Origin of the sequence: Sorangium sp. So ce836 (assembly GCF_028553905.1) — a bacterium.
Lineage (GTDB): Bacteria > Myxococcota_A > Polyangia > Polyangiales > Polyangiaceae > Sorangium > Sorangium cellulosum_D.
The window spans coordinates 7,584,802-7,601,028 of sequence record NZ_CP102233.1 but is presented as its reverse complement, the minus strand read 5'-3'; the positions used below and the strand labels follow the sequence as shown (position 1 = coordinate 7,601,028).

At 72.8% G+C, this 16,227-nt stretch carries 14 protein-coding genes; 3 read left to right on the top strand and 11 right to left on the bottom strand.

The window, feature by feature from the left end; genetic code table 11:
* Positions 1-120: 120 nt before the first annotated feature.
* The 8 genes from NQZ70_RS27290 to NQZ70_RS27255 all read right to left on the bottom strand — a co-directional run bounded on the left by NQZ70_RS27290 (position 121) and on the right by NQZ70_RS27255 (position 7,077).
* Positions 121-804 (bottom strand): hypothetical protein, encoded by a 684-nt coding sequence (locus NQZ70_RS27290; protein ID WP_129576826.1) that lies wholly within the window; start codon positions 802-804, stop codon positions 121-123.
* A 118-nt stretch (positions 805-922) separates the two neighbouring features.
* The gene (locus tag NQZ70_RS27285) at positions 923-1,396 is read right to left on the bottom strand and encodes a cyclic nucleotide-binding domain-containing protein (protein WP_061621876.1); all 474 of its coding nucleotides are present in this window, start codon (positions 1,394-1,396) and stop codon (positions 923-925) included.
* Between the two features lie 67 nt (positions 1,397-1,463).
* Positions 1,464-2,483 carry an energy transducer TonB gene (locus NQZ70_RS27280; RefSeq protein WP_129576825.1) on the bottom strand — a complete coding sequence of 340 codons (1,020 nt, stop codon included), beginning with the start codon at positions 2,481-2,483 and terminating at the stop codon, positions 1,464-1,466.
* A 19-nt stretch (positions 2,484-2,502) separates the two neighbouring features.
* Positions 2,503-2,994, bottom strand: coding sequence for a biopolymer transporter ExbD (locus tag NQZ70_RS27275; protein ID WP_129576824.1), 492 nt, complete (start codon positions 2,992-2,994; stop codon positions 2,503-2,505).
* A complete protein-coding gene (locus NQZ70_RS27270; RefSeq protein WP_129576823.1) occupies positions 2,994-3,758 on the bottom strand; it encodes a MotA/TolQ/ExbB proton channel family protein in 765 nt (254 codons plus the stop codon). The genes NQZ70_RS27275 and NQZ70_RS27270 overlap by 1 nt, the downstream gene beginning before the upstream one ends.
* A 58-nt stretch (positions 3,759-3,816) precedes the next feature.
* The gene (gene truD, locus NQZ70_RS27265) at positions 3,817-5,034 is read right to left on the bottom strand and encodes a tRNA pseudouridine(13) synthase TruD (protein ID WP_129576822.1); all 1,218 of its coding nucleotides are present in this window, start codon (positions 5,032-5,034) and stop codon (positions 3,817-3,819) included.
* Positions 5,035-5,143: 109 nt separating this feature from the next.
* Positions 5,144-5,467 carry a hypothetical protein gene (locus tag NQZ70_RS27260; RefSeq protein WP_129576821.1) on the bottom strand — a complete coding sequence of 108 codons (324 nt, stop codon included), beginning with the start codon at positions 5,465-5,467 and terminating at the stop codon, positions 5,144-5,146.
* A 50-nt stretch (positions 5,468-5,517) separates the two neighbouring features.
* On the bottom strand, positions 5,518-7,077 hold the full coding sequence (locus NQZ70_RS27255) for an HAD-IG family 5'-nucleotidase (protein WP_129576820.1): 1,560 nt from the start codon (positions 7,075-7,077) through the stop codon (positions 5,518-5,520).
* Positions 7,078-7,429: 352 nt separating this feature from the next.
* On the opposite strand from NQZ70_RS27255, the gene NQZ70_RS27250 reads away from it, so the two are divergent.
* Both NQZ70_RS27250 and NQZ70_RS27245 read left to right on the top strand, forming a co-directional pair.
* On the top strand, positions 7,430-8,281 hold the full coding sequence (locus NQZ70_RS27250) for a ferritin-like domain-containing protein (RefSeq protein WP_237244100.1): 852 nt from the start codon (positions 7,430-7,432) through the stop codon (positions 8,279-8,281).
* 205 nt (positions 8,282-8,486) lie between these two features.
* The gene (locus NQZ70_RS27245; RefSeq protein ID WP_129576818.1) at positions 8,487-10,709 is read left to right on the top strand and encodes a response regulator; all 2,223 of its coding nucleotides are present in this window, start codon (positions 8,487-8,489) and stop codon (positions 10,707-10,709) included.
* Here the strand turns inward: NQZ70_RS27245 and NQZ70_RS27240 are convergent.
* Positions 10,687-11,535 (bottom strand): SDR family NAD(P)-dependent oxidoreductase, encoded by an 849-nt coding sequence (locus NQZ70_RS27240; RefSeq protein ID WP_237244099.1) that lies wholly within the window; start codon positions 11,533-11,535, stop codon positions 10,687-10,689. The genes NQZ70_RS27245 and NQZ70_RS27240 overlap by 23 nt on opposite strands.
* A gap of 359 nt (positions 11,536-11,894) precedes the next feature.
* Positions 11,895-12,209 (bottom strand): Mpo1-like protein, encoded by a 315-nt coding sequence (locus NQZ70_RS27235; RefSeq protein WP_129576816.1) that lies wholly within the window; start codon positions 12,207-12,209, stop codon positions 11,895-11,897.
* A gap of 185 nt (positions 12,210-12,394) precedes the next feature.
* On the opposite strand from NQZ70_RS27235, the gene NQZ70_RS27230 reads away from it, so the two are divergent.
* Positions 12,395-14,359: a sigma 54-interacting transcriptional regulator gene (locus NQZ70_RS27230; protein ID WP_129576815.1), complete on the top strand. Its 1,965-nt coding sequence runs from the start codon at positions 12,395-12,397 to the stop codon at positions 14,357-14,359.
* A gap of 103 nt (positions 14,360-14,462) precedes the next feature.
* Here the strand turns inward: NQZ70_RS27230 and NQZ70_RS27225 are convergent, their stop codons facing one another.
* Positions 14,463-16,004: a Glu/Leu/Phe/Val dehydrogenase gene (locus tag NQZ70_RS27225; protein ID WP_129576814.1), complete on the bottom strand. Its 1,542-nt coding sequence runs from the start codon at positions 16,002-16,004 to the stop codon at positions 14,463-14,465.
* Between the last annotated feature and the right edge of the window lie 223 nt (positions 16,005-16,227).

The following is a 16,227-nucleotide window of genomic DNA, read 5'->3' as shown; positions in this document are numbered from 1 at the left end:
CTGAAATGTAAGAATCTTAACGAATCTGCGGCGGGCGCGGGGCGCTAGGCGCGCCGGAGCGCAAGGAATTCCGCTGCTGGAGGAGGAGGACGGCGGTTCAAGGCAGCCGGACGACTCCCGTTATTTAGGGATGTTCCAGAGTTTCTCGATGATCTTGGTTTCCATGGCATCGCCGTGGCACGTGCCGCACTCCATGTCCTCCTTGTTCGCCCGCGCGAGCTTGTTTTGGTACTCCTCCTCCATGAACGCCTGCAGGGCCTTCTTGTCCTTGCGGTTCAGGACGTGCTCGTTCCCGGCGTGACAGCTGTCGCAGAAGAGGGTGCCGCCGCTCTCGGCGCGGAGGGGCACCACGAAGTTGCGCCACATCTCGCGGGCGACCTTCATGTCGCGCGTCTCTTTCTTGAAGTCGCCCTCGGCGTGGCAGCCCTCGCAGGTGTCGTAGCCGAGCGCCTTCTGGAGCAGCGGCATCACCTTCTTCTTCTGCGCCGTCGGGAGCTTCTCGAGCGCGGGGAGCTTCTTGAGGTTGATCCCGATCTTCTTCAGATCTGCCTCGAACTTGGTCGCCTGGATCGGCGTCGACTTGGCGGGCGCCTCGTCCTTCTCGCCCTCGTCGGCCTCCGCCGTCTTCTCCGCCTTGGCGGGCTTTTCGCTCTTCGCGTCGGCGGTCGCGTCGCCCTCGCTCGGGAGCGTCTCCCCGTCGAAGTCGTTCTTGTCGGCCGCCGTCTCGGGCGGCGGCGTGGCGGAGCCACATGCTCCTGCGAAGGCGCCCATCCAGAGCGCGAGGGCGAGCGCTGCGTGCTTCATCCTGGCTGCCATACTCCTCCAAAGGAACCGTTGATCGTGAGCAGAACGCCGCTGCCCGTGCAGCAGGGCGCGCCGCCCGGGGCGCGCTCGCACGGTCGCCGGGCGATCGGGCCGCACTCTACTCGAATTTGCCCGAAACGGAGAGGAACGTGAGCTTGTTGTTTGTCTCGCGGAGCCGCTGGACGAGCATCCGGACGACGTTCCAGAGGACCTCGTACGCGAGCTCTTTGTGCAAGAAGAGCAGATCCTCGAACGCGTCCTTCGACACGGTGAGCAGCCGGCAGCGCTCGTGCACGCGCGCGTCGGCGGAGCGCGGGGCCTCGTCGAGCAGCGCCATCTCGCCGAACACCGCGCCCGGGCCGAGCACCGCGAGCGCTTCCTCGCCGATCCCGGCGATCTCGCGGCTGATCCGGACCTTGCCTTCGAGCAGGATGTAGAGCTTGTCGCCCGGATCGCCGTGCTCGAAGATCTTGGTGCCGAGGGCGTGCGTTTCCTCGCTCGCGACGCGCGAGATGAGCTCGAGCGCGGCCGGGGTGAGGCCCTTGAACAGGGGGACCTTGGAGAGCTGCTCGATCCGTTCGGGGACGATCACAAGCTGTCGCGGAGAATAGCCGAGGCGCCGGCCGCGAAGCGAATTTTCCGGCAGCCCTCGCGACGCGCTAGCGCGTGAAGTTCACCGTGATGGGCGGGGTCGTGCCGGTGATCGGGGAGCCCGCGCGATCCTTTGGGGGCGAGTAGCGCCGGCTGAGCGCGCACATGCGCGCGGCGCGACCGAAACCGTGGCCGGGCTCACTGACGACCTTGACGGACAGCGGGCTGCCGTCGGGGCGCACCGTGACCATGAGGACGACCTTCGCCTGATCGATCTGATCGACGTCGGCCTCCGGAGGGAAAGGGCAGTTCCAGCTGCTGCTGCCGACCAGGCCGGCCGGGGCCGAGAGGTCCGGGCCCACGACGGCCGGCGGCGGCGGGACCGGGGCGCCCGTGCCCTTGCCGCCGACGACGCCGCCGACCTTGGCGTTCGGGTTGAACGTGGGGGACTTGGCCGTGCCCGCGCCGGCCACCTGGCCGTAGCCGACGCCCTGCCCCTCGCCGCTCGCGATCCCGCGGTCGGTCATGTCGAGGACCTCGTCCGGATCCGGCTCGCGCGTGAGGACCTTCGCCGCCTCGGCGGCGGCGGGGGGAGGCTCGTAGGGGTCGTCCTTGGGCGGCGGCGTGTTCGCCTGCGGAGGCGGCGGGGCCTTCACGACGGGCTGGGGCTCCGGCTCGGGCTCGGGCGGCGGCTCGGGCTCGGGCGGCTTGGGCTCCTCGGCCTTCGGCGGCGCGACGTCGACCTCGTAGATCGCCCAGAGGTAGTCGTGGATGCCGGCGCGCATCTCCTCGACCATGTGCCGCATGTCGCGCAGCGACCCCGAGACGATCGCCCGGGCGGACGCCGCGCTGTGGCTGGTGAGCGCCAGCGTGACCCCGAGGAAGGCGCCGACGCGCGAGGCGCGGTCCCCGAGCCCGAGCACCGCGGCGAGCGGATCCGCGGCGCGCCGCCGATCGCCGGGGTGACCCGCGCCCGGCGCGCCGAGGGCGTTGGGGGGCTCCTTGGCGTCCCCGGGGTCGGGGCGCTCGTCGCGGCGGCGCCCGTCGTGGAGCGCCCCCGCGGCGCGATGGCTCGTGACCTGGCTCATAAGCTCTCGCTCGGCGCGCTCAGGGCGCGGGGCTCGGTGTTGCCGGCGCGGGGGCGGCCGGGGGCGGCGCGGCCGGGGCGCCTGGCGCGGCGCCGGGCTCGGGCGCGATCGGCGTCACGCCGAACGCGATCTTGGAGACGCCCGCCTGCTTCAGCAGATCGAGCGCGCGGATCACCCGGCCGTGCGGGACCGTCGTGTCGGCGCGGATCACGGCGCGGAGCTCCGGGTTCTTCGCCTGGGCCTCGCGCGCGATCGGCAGGATGGCGTCCTCGCCCGCGAGCTTCTTGCCGTCGGCGAACGTGTCGCCGTTCGCGTGCAGCTCGAGCCCGAAGACGAGCTGCACCTCCTGCCCCTGCGCCGCCTTCGGCAGATCGAGGGGGAGCGACTGCGAGACGATGATCTTCGCGGTCACCATGAAGATGATGAGGAGCACGAGGGTGATGTCGACGAGCGGCGTGACGTTGATGCCGCTGATCATCTCGTCATCGTCGTTGCGGCCCGTGGCGGCCATCAGCGCTCCTCCTCGCCCGCGCCGCCCTTCCTGCTCTCCTCCTGGCGCGGCGCCCGCGCGGCCTTGGCGCGAGGCTCGGCGGCGACGGCGGGCGCGGCCCCGGCGAACGCCGGGTCGATCTTGAGGTGCGCGAGCAGGACCCGCGTGAGCGCCTCGGTGTTGGCCAGCGTCGACTTGATCATGCGCTGGAAGTAGTTGTTCGCCGCGACGGCCGGGATGGCGACGGCGAGGCCGACCGCGGTCGCGACGAGCGCCTCGGCGATGCTCGACATGACGGCCTGCGGCGCCATGGCCTGCGACGCGGCCTGCGCGACCGGCGTCTTCGCCGCCTGGCCGAGCGCGTCGAAGGCGCCGACGACGCCGATGACGGTGCCGAACAGCCCGATGAACGGCGCGTTGTTGCCGAGCGTGCCCAGGTAAGCGAGGCGCCGCTCGAGCTTCATGCGCTGGAGCGCCGCGGCGCCGGCCATGGCCTCCTCGGCCGCGTCGGGCCCCTGGTGCGCCACCGCGAGGCCGGCCGAGACGACCGCGGCCTCGGCCGAGGGCGAGGCCTCCATCCGCTTCCGCGCGGCCTCGATCGAGTCGTCGAGGGACGTCCGGAGATCCCGCGCGAGGACGGCGAGATCGTCGCGGAGCGACCAGAAGAACCAGGCGCGCTCCAGGATGATGGCGACCGAGACGACGCTGAGGCCGATCATCAACCACATGACCCAGGCGGCCCCGAAGCCGACCATGATGCGCTGCAGCCACTCGACGAGGTTCATCTTCTTCCTTGGTGCCTTTCCGATGGTGGGGTGGGTGGGGGCCGCGCCTCGAGACGTCCTACGGTTCGGCGCTGGGCTGCCCTTCCTCGACTGCGTCCTCCTCCGGAGCGGGGGCACCGGCCGCGCCCGGCCTGCCGACGGAGGGCTGGGGGGCGGAGGCGTCGACGAGCCGAAAGACTCGCCCAAGGACGGTGGTCGCGTAGCCGCCCTTCGGTAGCACAAACGAGACGACAATTCCTTGCCCTGCGCCTCTAGCCCCCGCGGGCTCCGGCGCGCCGGCGCTCGCCGCCTCCTCGGCGGCGGACACCGCGAGGCCGTCCACCTCCAGCCGCAGGGGGCGCCGCGTGCCTTCTCCGGCGTGGGCGAACGCGTCGAGCTTGCGGGGGTCGCCGATCGCCGCCGTGAGCACCTCGCGCTCCAGCGCGCCCGGGGCGCCCTCGGGCCAGCGCATCTTCCGGCCGAACATCGGGCCCGTCGCCGAGATCGAGAGCGCGGCGGCGCGCGCCTCGGCGTCCGCGACCTCCGGGCCCTCGAGGGGCACGAGGAACAGCCCGCCGGTGTCGCGCTTCTTGGCGAGATCGCCGGGGAGCACGGTGCTCCAGGTGCCGTCCGCCTCGCGGCGCGCGAGCACCTCGTTGAACCAGAGCGACTGGAGCGCCGAGAAGAGCAGCCGCTGCTCGCGCCGGTCGCGGGGCCCGCGCTCCCGGCCCGCGATCCACGCGAGCGCGCGCTCGGGGTTATCGCCGTTCCTCCCGAACCGCTGCGGCCCGAACGCGTTCGGCACGCCGGCGCGGCCGATGTCGGCGAGGCGGCGCTCGGCGAGCGGGAGCGCCGCGGGGGCGATCCCGCGGAGCGTGATCCGGAACCGGTTGCCGACGAGGTGCCCCGGCTTGAGCTTGTGGTCGTGGCGCGCGATCGAGAGGATCTCGATCCCGGGCAGCTCGGCCCGCTCGAGCAGCGGCGCCGGATCCCGCGCGAGCGGGAGCTGGACCGATGCGGTCTGCGTGGTGATGGCGTGCCGGTCCTTCATGCCGGCGAAGCCGGCGCTGCCCGGGTCGGCGCCGAGCGCGAGCGCGATGGCGCGCACCGCGTCGGGCGTGGTGCGCCCCGTCTTGCGGAAGGTCACGAACACGTGCTCGCCGCGGCCGCTCGGCGCGTAGGCGGGGAGCTCTTCGACGACGAAGTCCGCGGGCGAGCTCCGGAGCACGGCCGTGGGCAGGTCGCCGGGCGGGCCCGCGGCCGCGGGGGCCGCGGCGGGCGGGGCGGTGGTGGTCATGGGAGCGCCAGCGTGACCGAAATCGCCCCGGCGTCCAGCGGCGAGCGCGCGCCGGCGGCCGCGCGGGGCGCGCCGCGCGTGCCCGGGCGGGCCGCGGGGGCCCGCGGTGCTACCTGGGCCCGGAGAAGCCGCCGACCCCGCCGCCGCCGGGCACGGGGTTCTTCACGACCTTGCACTCCTCGTCGCCCGTGTCGACCGTGGTGACGTCGTAGCAGCAGAGCTCACCGTCGAAGTCGCCCTCGCTGTCGATCGACTCGATCGAGCTCAGACACCCGGGGTTCTGGAAGAAGACGTACGCGTCGTCGCTGGACGGGCACGCCCCCTCGAGCTCGGTCCAGTGGAAGCAGGCCCGCTTGCCGCAGCCGCCGGCGAGCAAGAGGAGGGCGGGGGCGGCGAGCGCGAGGGACAGCGAGCGGAGGCGGACGGTGCTCATGGCGATCTCCTGGAGCGGCGGCCGCGCGCGGGCGCGGGCGGCGTTGGCGATCAGAGCTCGTGCGGCATCAGGTCGCGCGGGCTCCTGAAGTACTGCAGCGGCGAGTAGGCGAGCAGGTTGGAGACGCGCGACGTGTAGATGCACGCGTACTCCTCGACCTGATCGCCGAAGCTGGACGTCTCGTTCGCCTCCTTCAGCAGCGAGCCCCAGTAGGGGTGGAAGCGGCGGGCGATCTCGCGCTCCAGCTTGGCGACCCCGGCGTCGACGGCCCGGAGCTGGCCGCGGATGCGCTCGACCGCGCGCTTCGTGCGGCCGCGCTCGGCCTCGTAGAACGACGTCGCGTAGTCGATCTGGACGTGGTCGCCGCCCGCCTCCGCGTGCAGCGCGCCTCCGCCGCCGTTCGGCGAGCCGTTCTTCTTCTGCTGCTCCTCCTCGATCTTGCGGGTGAGGTCCTTGTAGCGCTGCTGGTAGAAGCGGAGCTGGTCCTCGAGCTCCTCGCGGCGCCCCTCGAGCAGCGCGCTCTCCATGTGCTCGCGGCGGCACGACTCGTGGGCGGCGACCTCGGCCTCCATCTCCTGGATGATCATCGCCGTGCGCCACGCGCTCTCCTTCTTCGAGCGGAGGATGTCGCCGTAGATGTGATCGCCCACGTAGAGGACGCGATCGCCGGAGATGTTCAGGAACTTCTCGAAGTCGTGGAGGTTGCCCCCCTCGTAGATGGCGCCGCGCTCGAGCGGCGCCGTGGCGGGGCGGACCTCGGCGCCGTCGCGGATGAGCAGCGGGCGGCGCTCCTGGAAGAACGCCGGCTTCTGCGCGGCGACCACGATGACGTCGAAGTAGTGCCGGAAGCTCGGGTATTCGGGCATCGCGTCCCCGAGCAGGTACGTCATCATCTTCTCGGTGAACGGCCAGCGCGAGTTCGTGAGCAAGAAGAGCTTCTTGCCCGCCGAGCGGAACTTGTGGAGCGTCTGCGCGAGGTTCGGGTCGCGCTCGACGAAGCGCGGCAGGTCGGAGCGGACGACGTCGAGGATGGTGCCGTCGCGGTGCGCCTCGTCGATGCACTCGCGGATGTCGGTGAAGAGCCGCGCGTAGTCGAGCGGGACGCCGCGCGCCTCGAGGGCGTCGACGATGCCGGCGTAGAGCGTGGCCTCGCTCAGCGCATACAGCGTGTCGATCCAGTGGTAGCGGGCCGTGTTCGGCCGGATCTTGCGGTGCTGGTAGAGCGACCGGAGCTCTTCCTTCGTGAGCTCGCGCAGGCCGTGGTACCCGCGCTGGACCACCTTGAACCGGTCCATCTTGAGCACGTGGCCGAAGCGCTTGTCGATCAGCAGGCCGCGGATGGGGAAGTGGATCGGGTAGCGGAGGCTCCGCAGGAGATCCTCGGGGTAACCGCGGGCGGCGAGCTTCGTGACCGTCCCCTGGATCGAGAGGTTGTCCATCTCGGTCTGGTTGTAGATGGCCAGGGTGTAATCCATGTCGAAGCCGACCCAGTCGATCCCCGCGAGCTTGAGGTTGCGGTTGACGAAGACGCGCCGGGTCCGCGGGATGCGCGTGGGCTCAGTCTGGGGAGTGAGCCCTCCGAGGGGGAGCTGGAGCTGCTCGAAGAACACAGTGGGTCGACTATGGTATCCCACGCCCACGAGGCGTACAAAGGGCGCCTCCTTGACGAACGCGTCGCAGCGTCACGTCTCGCCTAGCGTCGCCTAGTCCAGCCTAGCCGCGCGCCGCCGCGCCCCGAGCGCCCCGGGTTCGTCCGCCCGGCGTCCTCCGCCGGCGCACCGGCGCGCGCCTGGTGCGCCGCGCCGGAAAACTGCGCTATGGTGCGCGCCCGTCCCGTCTCGTGCGATTGCGGAGGAGGATCCCATCCGTCGCCGACGGGCACCTCGTTCGATGCTTTTCGCAGCGCCCCAGCCGGTCTCTCGCAAGCCCCCCGTCCAGCGCCCCACGTCCTGGTGGCTCAGCATGCTGCGCCGCCGCGCGGAGCGGATGTACGACGAAGAGCTCGACCTCTCCCAGCCGATCCCGTGGGAGAGCGAGGCCGAGCGCCAGGCGGCGATCGCCTTCTTCAACGCAGCGTTCCGCGCCGAGGAGTCCGGCCTGACGCAGGCCCACGCCCTGGCCGACGAGGTGAGCGCCTGGGACCCGGAGCTCGGCGAGTGCCTGCGGCTCTACGGCGACGAGGAGGGGTGGCACCGCGAGCTGCTCACGAAGTTCCTCGCGCACATCGGCGGCGAGGTCCGGCCCATGGGCCGCGTCACCGGCACCTTCTATCGCCTGTACGGCCGCGCGAAGCGGGTCGAGACGATCGTGCTCACGAACCTCATGTTCGAGACCATCGGCTCGACGACGTACCGCCTCGCGCTGCGGGAAGCCCGCTACCCGGCCGTGCGGCAGATGCTCACGATCCTGACGCGCGACGAGTCGTTCCACGTCCCGCTCAACGTCCACTTCCTGCGCGAGGCGCTGAAGCGCAGCCCGCCCTCGATGCGCCTCAAGCTGCGCGCCATCTACACGGCGCTCTTCGCGGCGCTGCTCGGCTCCGCGGCCGCGAGCCGCCGGCGCGCGCTCGCCTTCGACAGGATCCCGTTCCGGGTGCTCGCGGGCGCCTACGCCGAGCACCTCGGCCGGCTCTTCGTCCACGAGAGCGATCTCGACTTCGCCCCGCCGGAGCTGCTCCTGCGCCTGTTCGGGTACAGCCGGCGCGCGCTCGCGTCGTCCGATGACCCCTCCGCCGTCAGCGTGCTCTCGGCGGAGGCCGCGGTCGATCGCGAGCGCGTCGTCGTGACGGCGCTCGGCGGCGCACGCGACGCCTGACGCGCTCGAGACGCGCGACCCCCGCGCGTCAAAGAACCGCGACGCAATGCGGCGCGGCGTCGTTGACGCGCGCCGGCGCGATGGCGACGGACGGTCGTTCCAGTACCCACGGTAAACTTTTCACCGGAACATTGTAAGCAGTACACTCTTACCTCCGGCGTCGTGGGCTCGCGCGGGGCGGGCGGAAGGTCGAGTCGGGGCGTCGATGGCAGGCAAGGAGCAGCGCCGGAGCGGCCCAGAGAGCAGCCCGGCCACGAGGAGCACCGATTCCGCGGAGCACGCGCTCGCGCCGCACGAGCCGGTGGCGCGGCCGTCCGCGCTCGTCGACGCGGAGGGGGACGAGGGCGTCCTCGCGCAGATGCGGCACGAGATCCGGACGCTGCTCAGCGGGATCGTCGGCATCAGCGGCCTCCTGCTCGACACCGAGCTCGATCCGGAGCAGCGCGCCTTCGCGCGGCGCATCCGGAGCAGCGGCGACGCGGTGCTCTCGATGGTCGACGAGCTCATCGATCTCGGCCAGCCCGGCGGCCTCGGGCTGCACGTCGACCGCGTCGACTTCGACCTGCGCCGGGCCGTCGAGGACGCGGCGGAGCTGCTCGGCGATCGCGCGCACGACGACAGGACCGAGCTCGTGCTCGAGGTCGAGGCCGACGTGCCGGGCGCGGTGCGCGGCGACGCGGCGCGGCTGCGGCAGGTCCTGCTGAGCGTCGGGACCTCCGCGATCCGCGCGGCGCCCCGGGGCGAGGTGCTGGTGCGCGCCGCGCTGGACGCGGGCCGGGAGGGCGAGCCGCCGGGCGGGCCCGAGGGCGCGGCCGAGGGGGCGAGCGCGCGGGTGCGCTTCGACGTGCGCTTCTTCGACGTGCGCTTCGCGGCCGCAGCGGGGCTCGCCGGCGTTGCGGAGGCGCCGGGGAGGGCGGGCGCGCCGGGCGGCGCTGCGCGGCTCCTGCCCGAGCAGGACGCGCGCGCCGCGGAGCTGCGCGCGGCGCCCGGCGTCGCGATCGCGAGGCGCCTCATCGCCGCGATGGGCGGCGAGCTCCGCGCCGCGCCGGACGCCGGCGCGCGCCGCCAGGGGATCTCGTTCGTGCTGCCGTTCGAGCGGCGCGGGCGCGGCCCGGAGCGCGCGCTCATCCCGCGCATCGACCTGCCCGGCAAGCGGGTGCTCGTCGTCGACGACAGCGGCTCGGTGCGCCGCGTGGCGCAGAAGCTGATCGAGGAGCTCGGGCTGGCGTGCCGCACCTCGGAGAGCGGCGCCGCCGCGCTCGCCGCGCTGCGCGAGGCGGCGGGCGCCGGCGCGCCGTACGACATGGTGCTGATCGATCTCGAGCTGGCCGACCTCGACGGGCTGACGCTGCTCCAGCGCATCAAGGCGGACGCCGCGATCGCGTCCGCGCGCAGCGTGCTCATGACCTACCCCGGCAGGGACGCGCCGAGCCGCGCCGAGGTCGACTCGGTGCTCATCAAGCCGATCCGGCGCGCGCAGCTGCACTCGAGCCTGCGGCTGCTCGCGGGGCTCTCGCCGGAGCACGTGGCCGCCGGCGCGCGCGCGCACGCGCCGAGGTCGCGGCGGGGGGCGGCGACGGCCGAGCCGCGGAGCTCGTCGCGCCCGAGGGTGCTCGTGGTCGACGACAACGCGGTGAGCCAGAAGATCGCGGCGTTCATGGTCGAGAAGCGCGGCTACCTCGCCGACGTGGTGGACAGCGGCCGCGCGGCCGTCGAGGCGGTGCGGCGCGGCGGCTACGCCGCGGTGCTGATGGACTGCCACATGCCCGGCTTCGACGGCTACGCGGCGGCCGAGGAGATCCGCCGCGCCGAGCGGCCGGACCGGCGGACGCCGATCATCGCGATGACGGCGAGCGCCGGGCGCGACGCGCGGCAGCGGTGCCTCGCGGCGGGGATGGACGACGCGCTGTCCAAGCCGCTGAAGCAGGACGAGGTCGATCGCGCGCTGCGGACCTTCGCCGCGGCGTCGCGGTCCGGCGCGTACGAGGCGGTGCGCCCCGAGAGCGCGCCGCCGAGCGTGGAGCCCCCGCCGCCGACGCTGGTCACGCCGTCGCCGCCGCCGGGCGGGGCGCGCGTCCAGGCCGCGGCGTCGGGGAGGCCGCGGGTCGGGCTGCGCGCGGCCCTGCCCGACGTCGTCAGCGAGGTGACCGAGCTCTTCCTCACGGAGGCGCCGAGCCGGGTGGCCGCGATGCGCGAGGCCGCGGCGCGGGGCGCGCTCGGCGAGCTCGAGCGGCTCGCCTGGGCGCTCTACGAGAGCGCCGACAAGCTCGCGGCGTTCAACCTGAAGGAGCTCTGCGCGCGGCTCGATCGGGAGGCGCGCGCCGGGACGATCGAGAGCGCGACCGAGGCGGTGCAGGCCGTCGCCCGGGAGGTCGGGCGCGTGCAGACCTCGCTCGCGGCGGACCTCAAGAAGCGGGGGCCGAGGTGACGTCCGCGCGGGTGAGGCCGGCGAGCCGCGCGCTCATGTCCCAGAGCCGCGCGGCCGCCTCGGCGTCGGTCGCCATCCCCTTGAGGGGCCTCGCCCGGGTCCGCTCGAAGAAGGCGGGGCTCTCGGCGGGCGGCGCGTCGGCCAGGATCGCGAGGAGGTTCGCGGCGGCCTGCGCCGGGGTCGCGCCCACGACGTCGATCAGCGTCTTGAGCACGCGCGAGGTCCCGTCGAAGAGCCCCGACCGCACGAGCCCCGGGTAGTAGCAGAGCACCCGGGCCCCGCTGCCCGAGAGCGCGCCCGAGAGCCGCCGCGCCGCGAGCACGAGCGCGAGCTTCGACCGCGCGGAGGCGGCGAGGAACGAATAGGAGCGCTTCGACATGAGGTCGTCGAAGTCGAGCCGGATGCTGTCCACCGGCGCGACCAGGTTGACCACGCGCGCGTCGCGCGCGGCCTTGAGCCGGTCGAGCAGGAGGTTCGACAGAAGGAAATGCGACAGGTAGTTCACCTGGAACGTCATCTCGAGGCCGTCCGCGGACTCCGCGCGCTCGCGCAGGAACACCCCCGCGTTGTTCACGAGCAGGTGGACGGCCCCGCACCGGTCGGCCACCTGCCGGGCCGCGGCGCGCACCGACGCGAGCCGGCCGAGGTCGCACTCGACGAGGTGGACCTCGCCCTGCACCTTCAGCGCGGCGAGCTTCCTCGCGCCCTCGGAGCCGGTCCTGCGGCAGAGCACGGTCACCCGGGCGCCCTGCCGCGCCAGCGCGGATGCCGTCGCGAGCCCGATCCCCGAGGTCCCCCCGGTGATCACGGCGACTTTCCCCCTCATGCTTTGCGCACACCCCATCTGCCGTCTCCTCGTCTCGCCGTCCTCGTCCATCTCATCGCCTGCGGCGGCGGGCCGGTCACGACGCTCCGGGAGCGCGTCGGCGACAGGAGCCCTCAGCGGCGCACGCCGGAGCGCCGGAGCGGCGCGATGCCCGCTGGAAACCCCCAAAGAGAAGAGTCGTCGTCCCCCCGCCCGCGACACAGGTACGACCATGCACGCATCACGTCAAGCAAGCATGGTGCATCGCAGCACGGGCGTGAAGTAGGCAATTTCCATATTTTCCGGAGTTGGGCGAACGGTGTGTCCGCGCCGGATCGCAGCACGCGGGACGGGAGGGGTGACGAGGCTGGTGCGGCGCGTCAGGGGGCGGGCGTCTCCTCGAAGACGCGCACGCCGTATTTCTCGAGACACCAGAGCACGCCGATGATCAGGCTCCGTTTGTCGTCCACGAACGACGGCTTCTTCCCCTCGAAATAGTGGCCCGCGAACTGGAAGCCCCAGCCGGTCGCGAACATCGCGGCCGCGAGCGGGAGGCCGATGAGGGTGGCGCCCACGGGGAAGCTCGCGACGATGAGCGGTATGCCGACCTTGTGACACGCCTGGTTGCGTGGATCCTGGTGGTCTTCCTTGTAACGGCGGAGCACCTCTGTCCATTCGGCGTTGAGACGGAGCATGCGACCACCTTACCACGCTGCCGCGCCCGCGCCGCGCGAGGAGGGAGCGCGGGCGGCGAAGCCGCGCGGCGGGCCCCGCGTTCAGCCGCGCTTTCGTCGAAGACCCGCGGCGCCGTTGCTTCCCGGTTGCCGCTTGGAGCAATGAGGCGTAGTTGGGCAGTGTGAGCGGTCACAGAACCGGTCCCATGGCGACGACTGCACCGCTGTCAGTCAAGACAGGGGAGCTGATCCAGGGCGCGCGCTCGGAGAAGCGCCGTGTCCTCTTGCTCGTTTACCACCATGACGGCGTCGAGATGGCCCCGATGAGCCCCGGCGTCGGCGTCGTCGTCGGCAGGGAGCCCCCGGCCGACGTCGTGATCCGCGACAGGAGCATCTCGCGCCGGCACGCGCGCTTCACGCTCGTGGGCGGCGAGGTCGTGGTCGAGGACCTCGGCTCGCGCAACGGCACGCGCATCTCGGGGCAGCGGGTCGAGAGCGGCGTGGTCAAGGCCGGGGACGAGGTGCTGCTCGGCGGCATCGTCGCCTCGGTGCACGTGCTCGCCGGCGGCGAGCTGCCGCCGTTCGGCCTGGAGGGCTCCGACGCGCTCCGCGTCGCCCTGCAGGCCGAGATCGTGCGGTCCCGGTTCTTCGGCCGGAAGTTCGCGCTCGTCGTGGTCCGCTCGCTCGGCGCCCAGGCGAGCCATCTCCGCCACTGGGGGCTCCGCGTGCGCGAGGCGCTGCGGCCCGTCGATCGCGTCGCGTTCTACAGCGCCGACACCCTCGAGATACTGCTCCCGGAGGTCACGCCCGAGCTCGCGGAGGAGCTCGCGAAGACGATCGTCGCGCGCCGCGAGGGCGAGCCCGTGCTCGTGTCGGGCGTCGCGGTGTTCCCCGACGCCGCGACCTCCATCGACAAGCTCATCGAGGTGAGCCACGAGGCGTCGCGCAGCGCGAGCCCCGCGGCGCCGGTGCACCTCGCGGCCCCGGAGGGCGCGCTGCTCTACGTCGCGCCGAAGGTCGAGGGCGCGCGGCCGCCCGAGGAGGAGGGCGCCGCGGGCGCGGTGCCCGAGAGCCAGTGGGAGGCCGACGGCCACGTCCTCGCGACGAAGAGCCCGCTCATGCGATCGCTCGTCGAGGTGGCGCTGCGGGCCGCGCGCTCCTCGATCCCGGTGCTCCTGCGCGGCGAGACCGGGACGGGCAAGGAGGTGCTCGCGCGGTTCATCCACGACCGCAGCCCGCGCCGCGGCGAGCCGCTCATCTGCGTGAACTGCGGGGCGATCCCGGCGCTGCTCATCGAGAGCACCCTCTTCGGCCACGAGCGCGGCGCCTTCACCGGGGCGAGCCAGCAGCAGAAGGGCGTCTTCGAGGCCGCCTCCGGCGGCACGGTCCTGCTCGACGAGATCGGCGAGCTGCCCGCGGCCGCGCAGGCCGCGCTCCTGCGCGTGCTGGAGACCAAGCGGGTGACGCGCGTCGGCGCGACCAAGGAGATCGAGGTCGACGTCCGCGTGATCGCGGCGACGCACCGCGACCTCGACGCGATGTGCGACGCGGGCACGTTCCGGCTCGACCTGCTCTACCGGCTGAACGCGATGACGCTGAACATCCCGCCGCTCCGCGCGCGCCGCGACGACATCGCGACGCTCGCGGCGGGCTTCCTGCAGCAGGCGAACGCGGCGAACCTCAGCCGGGTGCAGTCGATCACGTCCGAGGCGCTGGCCCTGCTGAAGAGCTACTCGTGGCCCGGCAACGTGCGCGAGCTCCGCAACGCGATCGAGCGGGCGGTGGTGATCGCCGAGGGCGAGGCGATCATGGCGCGCGACCTCCCGGAGCGCATCCGCACGGCGGTGACCGCGCCCAGCGCGCCGCCCGCGCCGTCGCGCGCCCTCGACCCCTCGCGCTCGTCCGATCCCGGCATGCCGGCCCTGTCCCAGCGCTCGTCCGAGCCGCTGCCCTCGCGCCTGTCGGAGCCGGCATCGTCGGCGGCCCCCTCGACGGGCGGCCTCAAGACGCGCCTGGAGCAGATCGAGGCCGACCTCCTGCTCGAGGCGCTGCGCGCGTCCGACTGGAACCAGACGGAGGCGGCGCGGCGCCTGGAGCTGCCGCTCAGGACGCTGCAGCACAAGATCAAGGTCTACGGCATCAAGAAGCTCGGGTACGGCGTCGCCCGGTAGCGCCGCCCGGCGCCCGGTGCCAGGTCGACGATGGGCGCGCGCCTGCGCTCCTCCGGCGACCGACCGCGGGCGGCGCCTGCGGTCCGGCGGCCGGAGGCGCCGCCTACTGGGAGAACCCTTCCAGCATGTAGTGCGCCTCGATGCGCTTGAGCGCGAGCACCATCGCGGCGAGCCGCATCGGCAGGCGCTTGCCGACGACGAGCCCCGTCGAGTCGTGATCTTCGGTGCGGCGCGGCCGGTCCTCCGCGATGTCGCAGATCAGGCGGTAGTTGCTCTTGATGGCGCGCTCGAGGCGCGCGTTCACCTCGCCCTCGGTCCAGTGCTCCATGCGCTTGTTCTGGATCCACTCGTAGTACGAGACGGTCACGCCGCCCGCGTTGCCGATGATGTCGGGGATGACGCTGATGCCGCGCTCCGCCAGCACCTTGTCCCCCTCGGTCGTGGTCGGGCGGTTGGCGCCCTCGGCCACGAGCTTCGCCTTGAGCCGCTCGGCCACCTCGCCGGTGATGGCGTCGCCGAGCGCGGCCGGGATGCAGATCTCCGCGTCGACGCTCCAGAAGTCGTCGCGCGCGATCGCCTGGGCCCCGGCGTAGCCGGCGACCGAGCGCCGGAGGTTCTGCGGGTTCTCGCTCACGTAGGCCGTCAGCGCGCCGACGTCGATGCCGTTCGGGTCGTACACCGCGCCGTCGGCGTCCTGCACCGCGACGCACCGGGCGCCCATCCTGCACAGGATTTCGGCCGCGGCGGAGCCGACGTTGCCGAAGCCCTGCACGATGAAGCGCGCCCCGGCGAGGGAGGCGCCGCGCTGCGCGTACCACTCCTCGATGCAGTACGCGAGCCCCTGGCCGGTCGCCTTGACGCGCCCCTCGGAGCCGCCGATGCGCACGTCCTTGCCCGTGACGACGCCGCGGTGGTTGTGCCGCTCGCGCTCGCCGTCGCTGTACTGGCGCAGGAGCCACGCCATCACCTCGGCGTTCGTGCCCACGTCGGGCGCGGGGATGTCGACGTTGGGCCCGATGAGCTGCTTCAGCCGGTACATGTACCGGAGCGAGATCGCCTCGAGCTCGTCCTTGCTGTGCTCGCGGGGATCCATGCGAATACCCCCCTTGGCGCCGCCGAACGGGACATGCGCGATGGCGGCCTTCCAGGTCATCTCGGCGGCGAGCGCGTTGAACAGGTCGAGCGACACGGCCTTGTGGAAGCGGAGCCCGCCCTTGTAAGGCCCCCGCGCCTGGTTGTGCTGGACCCGATAGGCCTTGAAGCGGACGAACCCGCCGGGCTGGATCCGGTAAAGGCCCTGGTCGGCGAGGCGGATCACGCCGTCCTGCACGTGGATCGAGCCGCTCCGGAGCGCCTCGGGACGGAGGATGAGCTTGCCGTTGAAGAGCGGGGTGACGGCGGCGCGGTTCGGGATGACCGAGGCAGGGAGCCGCTCGTAGGCCCCGGCCGCCTCCCCGCGGAAGGGGACGAGGCGGTCCTGGAGCTGCGTGGTGATGTAGAAGATGTGCTCGTAGTCGGGCTGCTCGAGCTCCAGCCGGATGCGAGGGGCCAGGCCGATGAGGTCCGCGGCCGTGTGAAACACCGCCATGGACTCACCGAAAATGTTGGTCTCCGGCTCGCGCTCTAGGAGGGGGGCGTCTTCCATCGCCGTATGCTGCCTCGTCAGCGCGGCGGGGGTCCAACCTTTCGCGCGCCCGCGCGGCGCGCCGCTCGAGCCAGCGCGCCGCGCGGGCGCGCGATCTGGAGAGACGTCGATCGACCACGGGCCGCCGGCCTCGCGGGGAGCTGGTGCGGCTCCCCGCGGAGATTCCGGCGGCCCGTCGCGTCGGTCATCGCTGTCCCCGACCGGCAGCGTGGCCGGCGCCCTC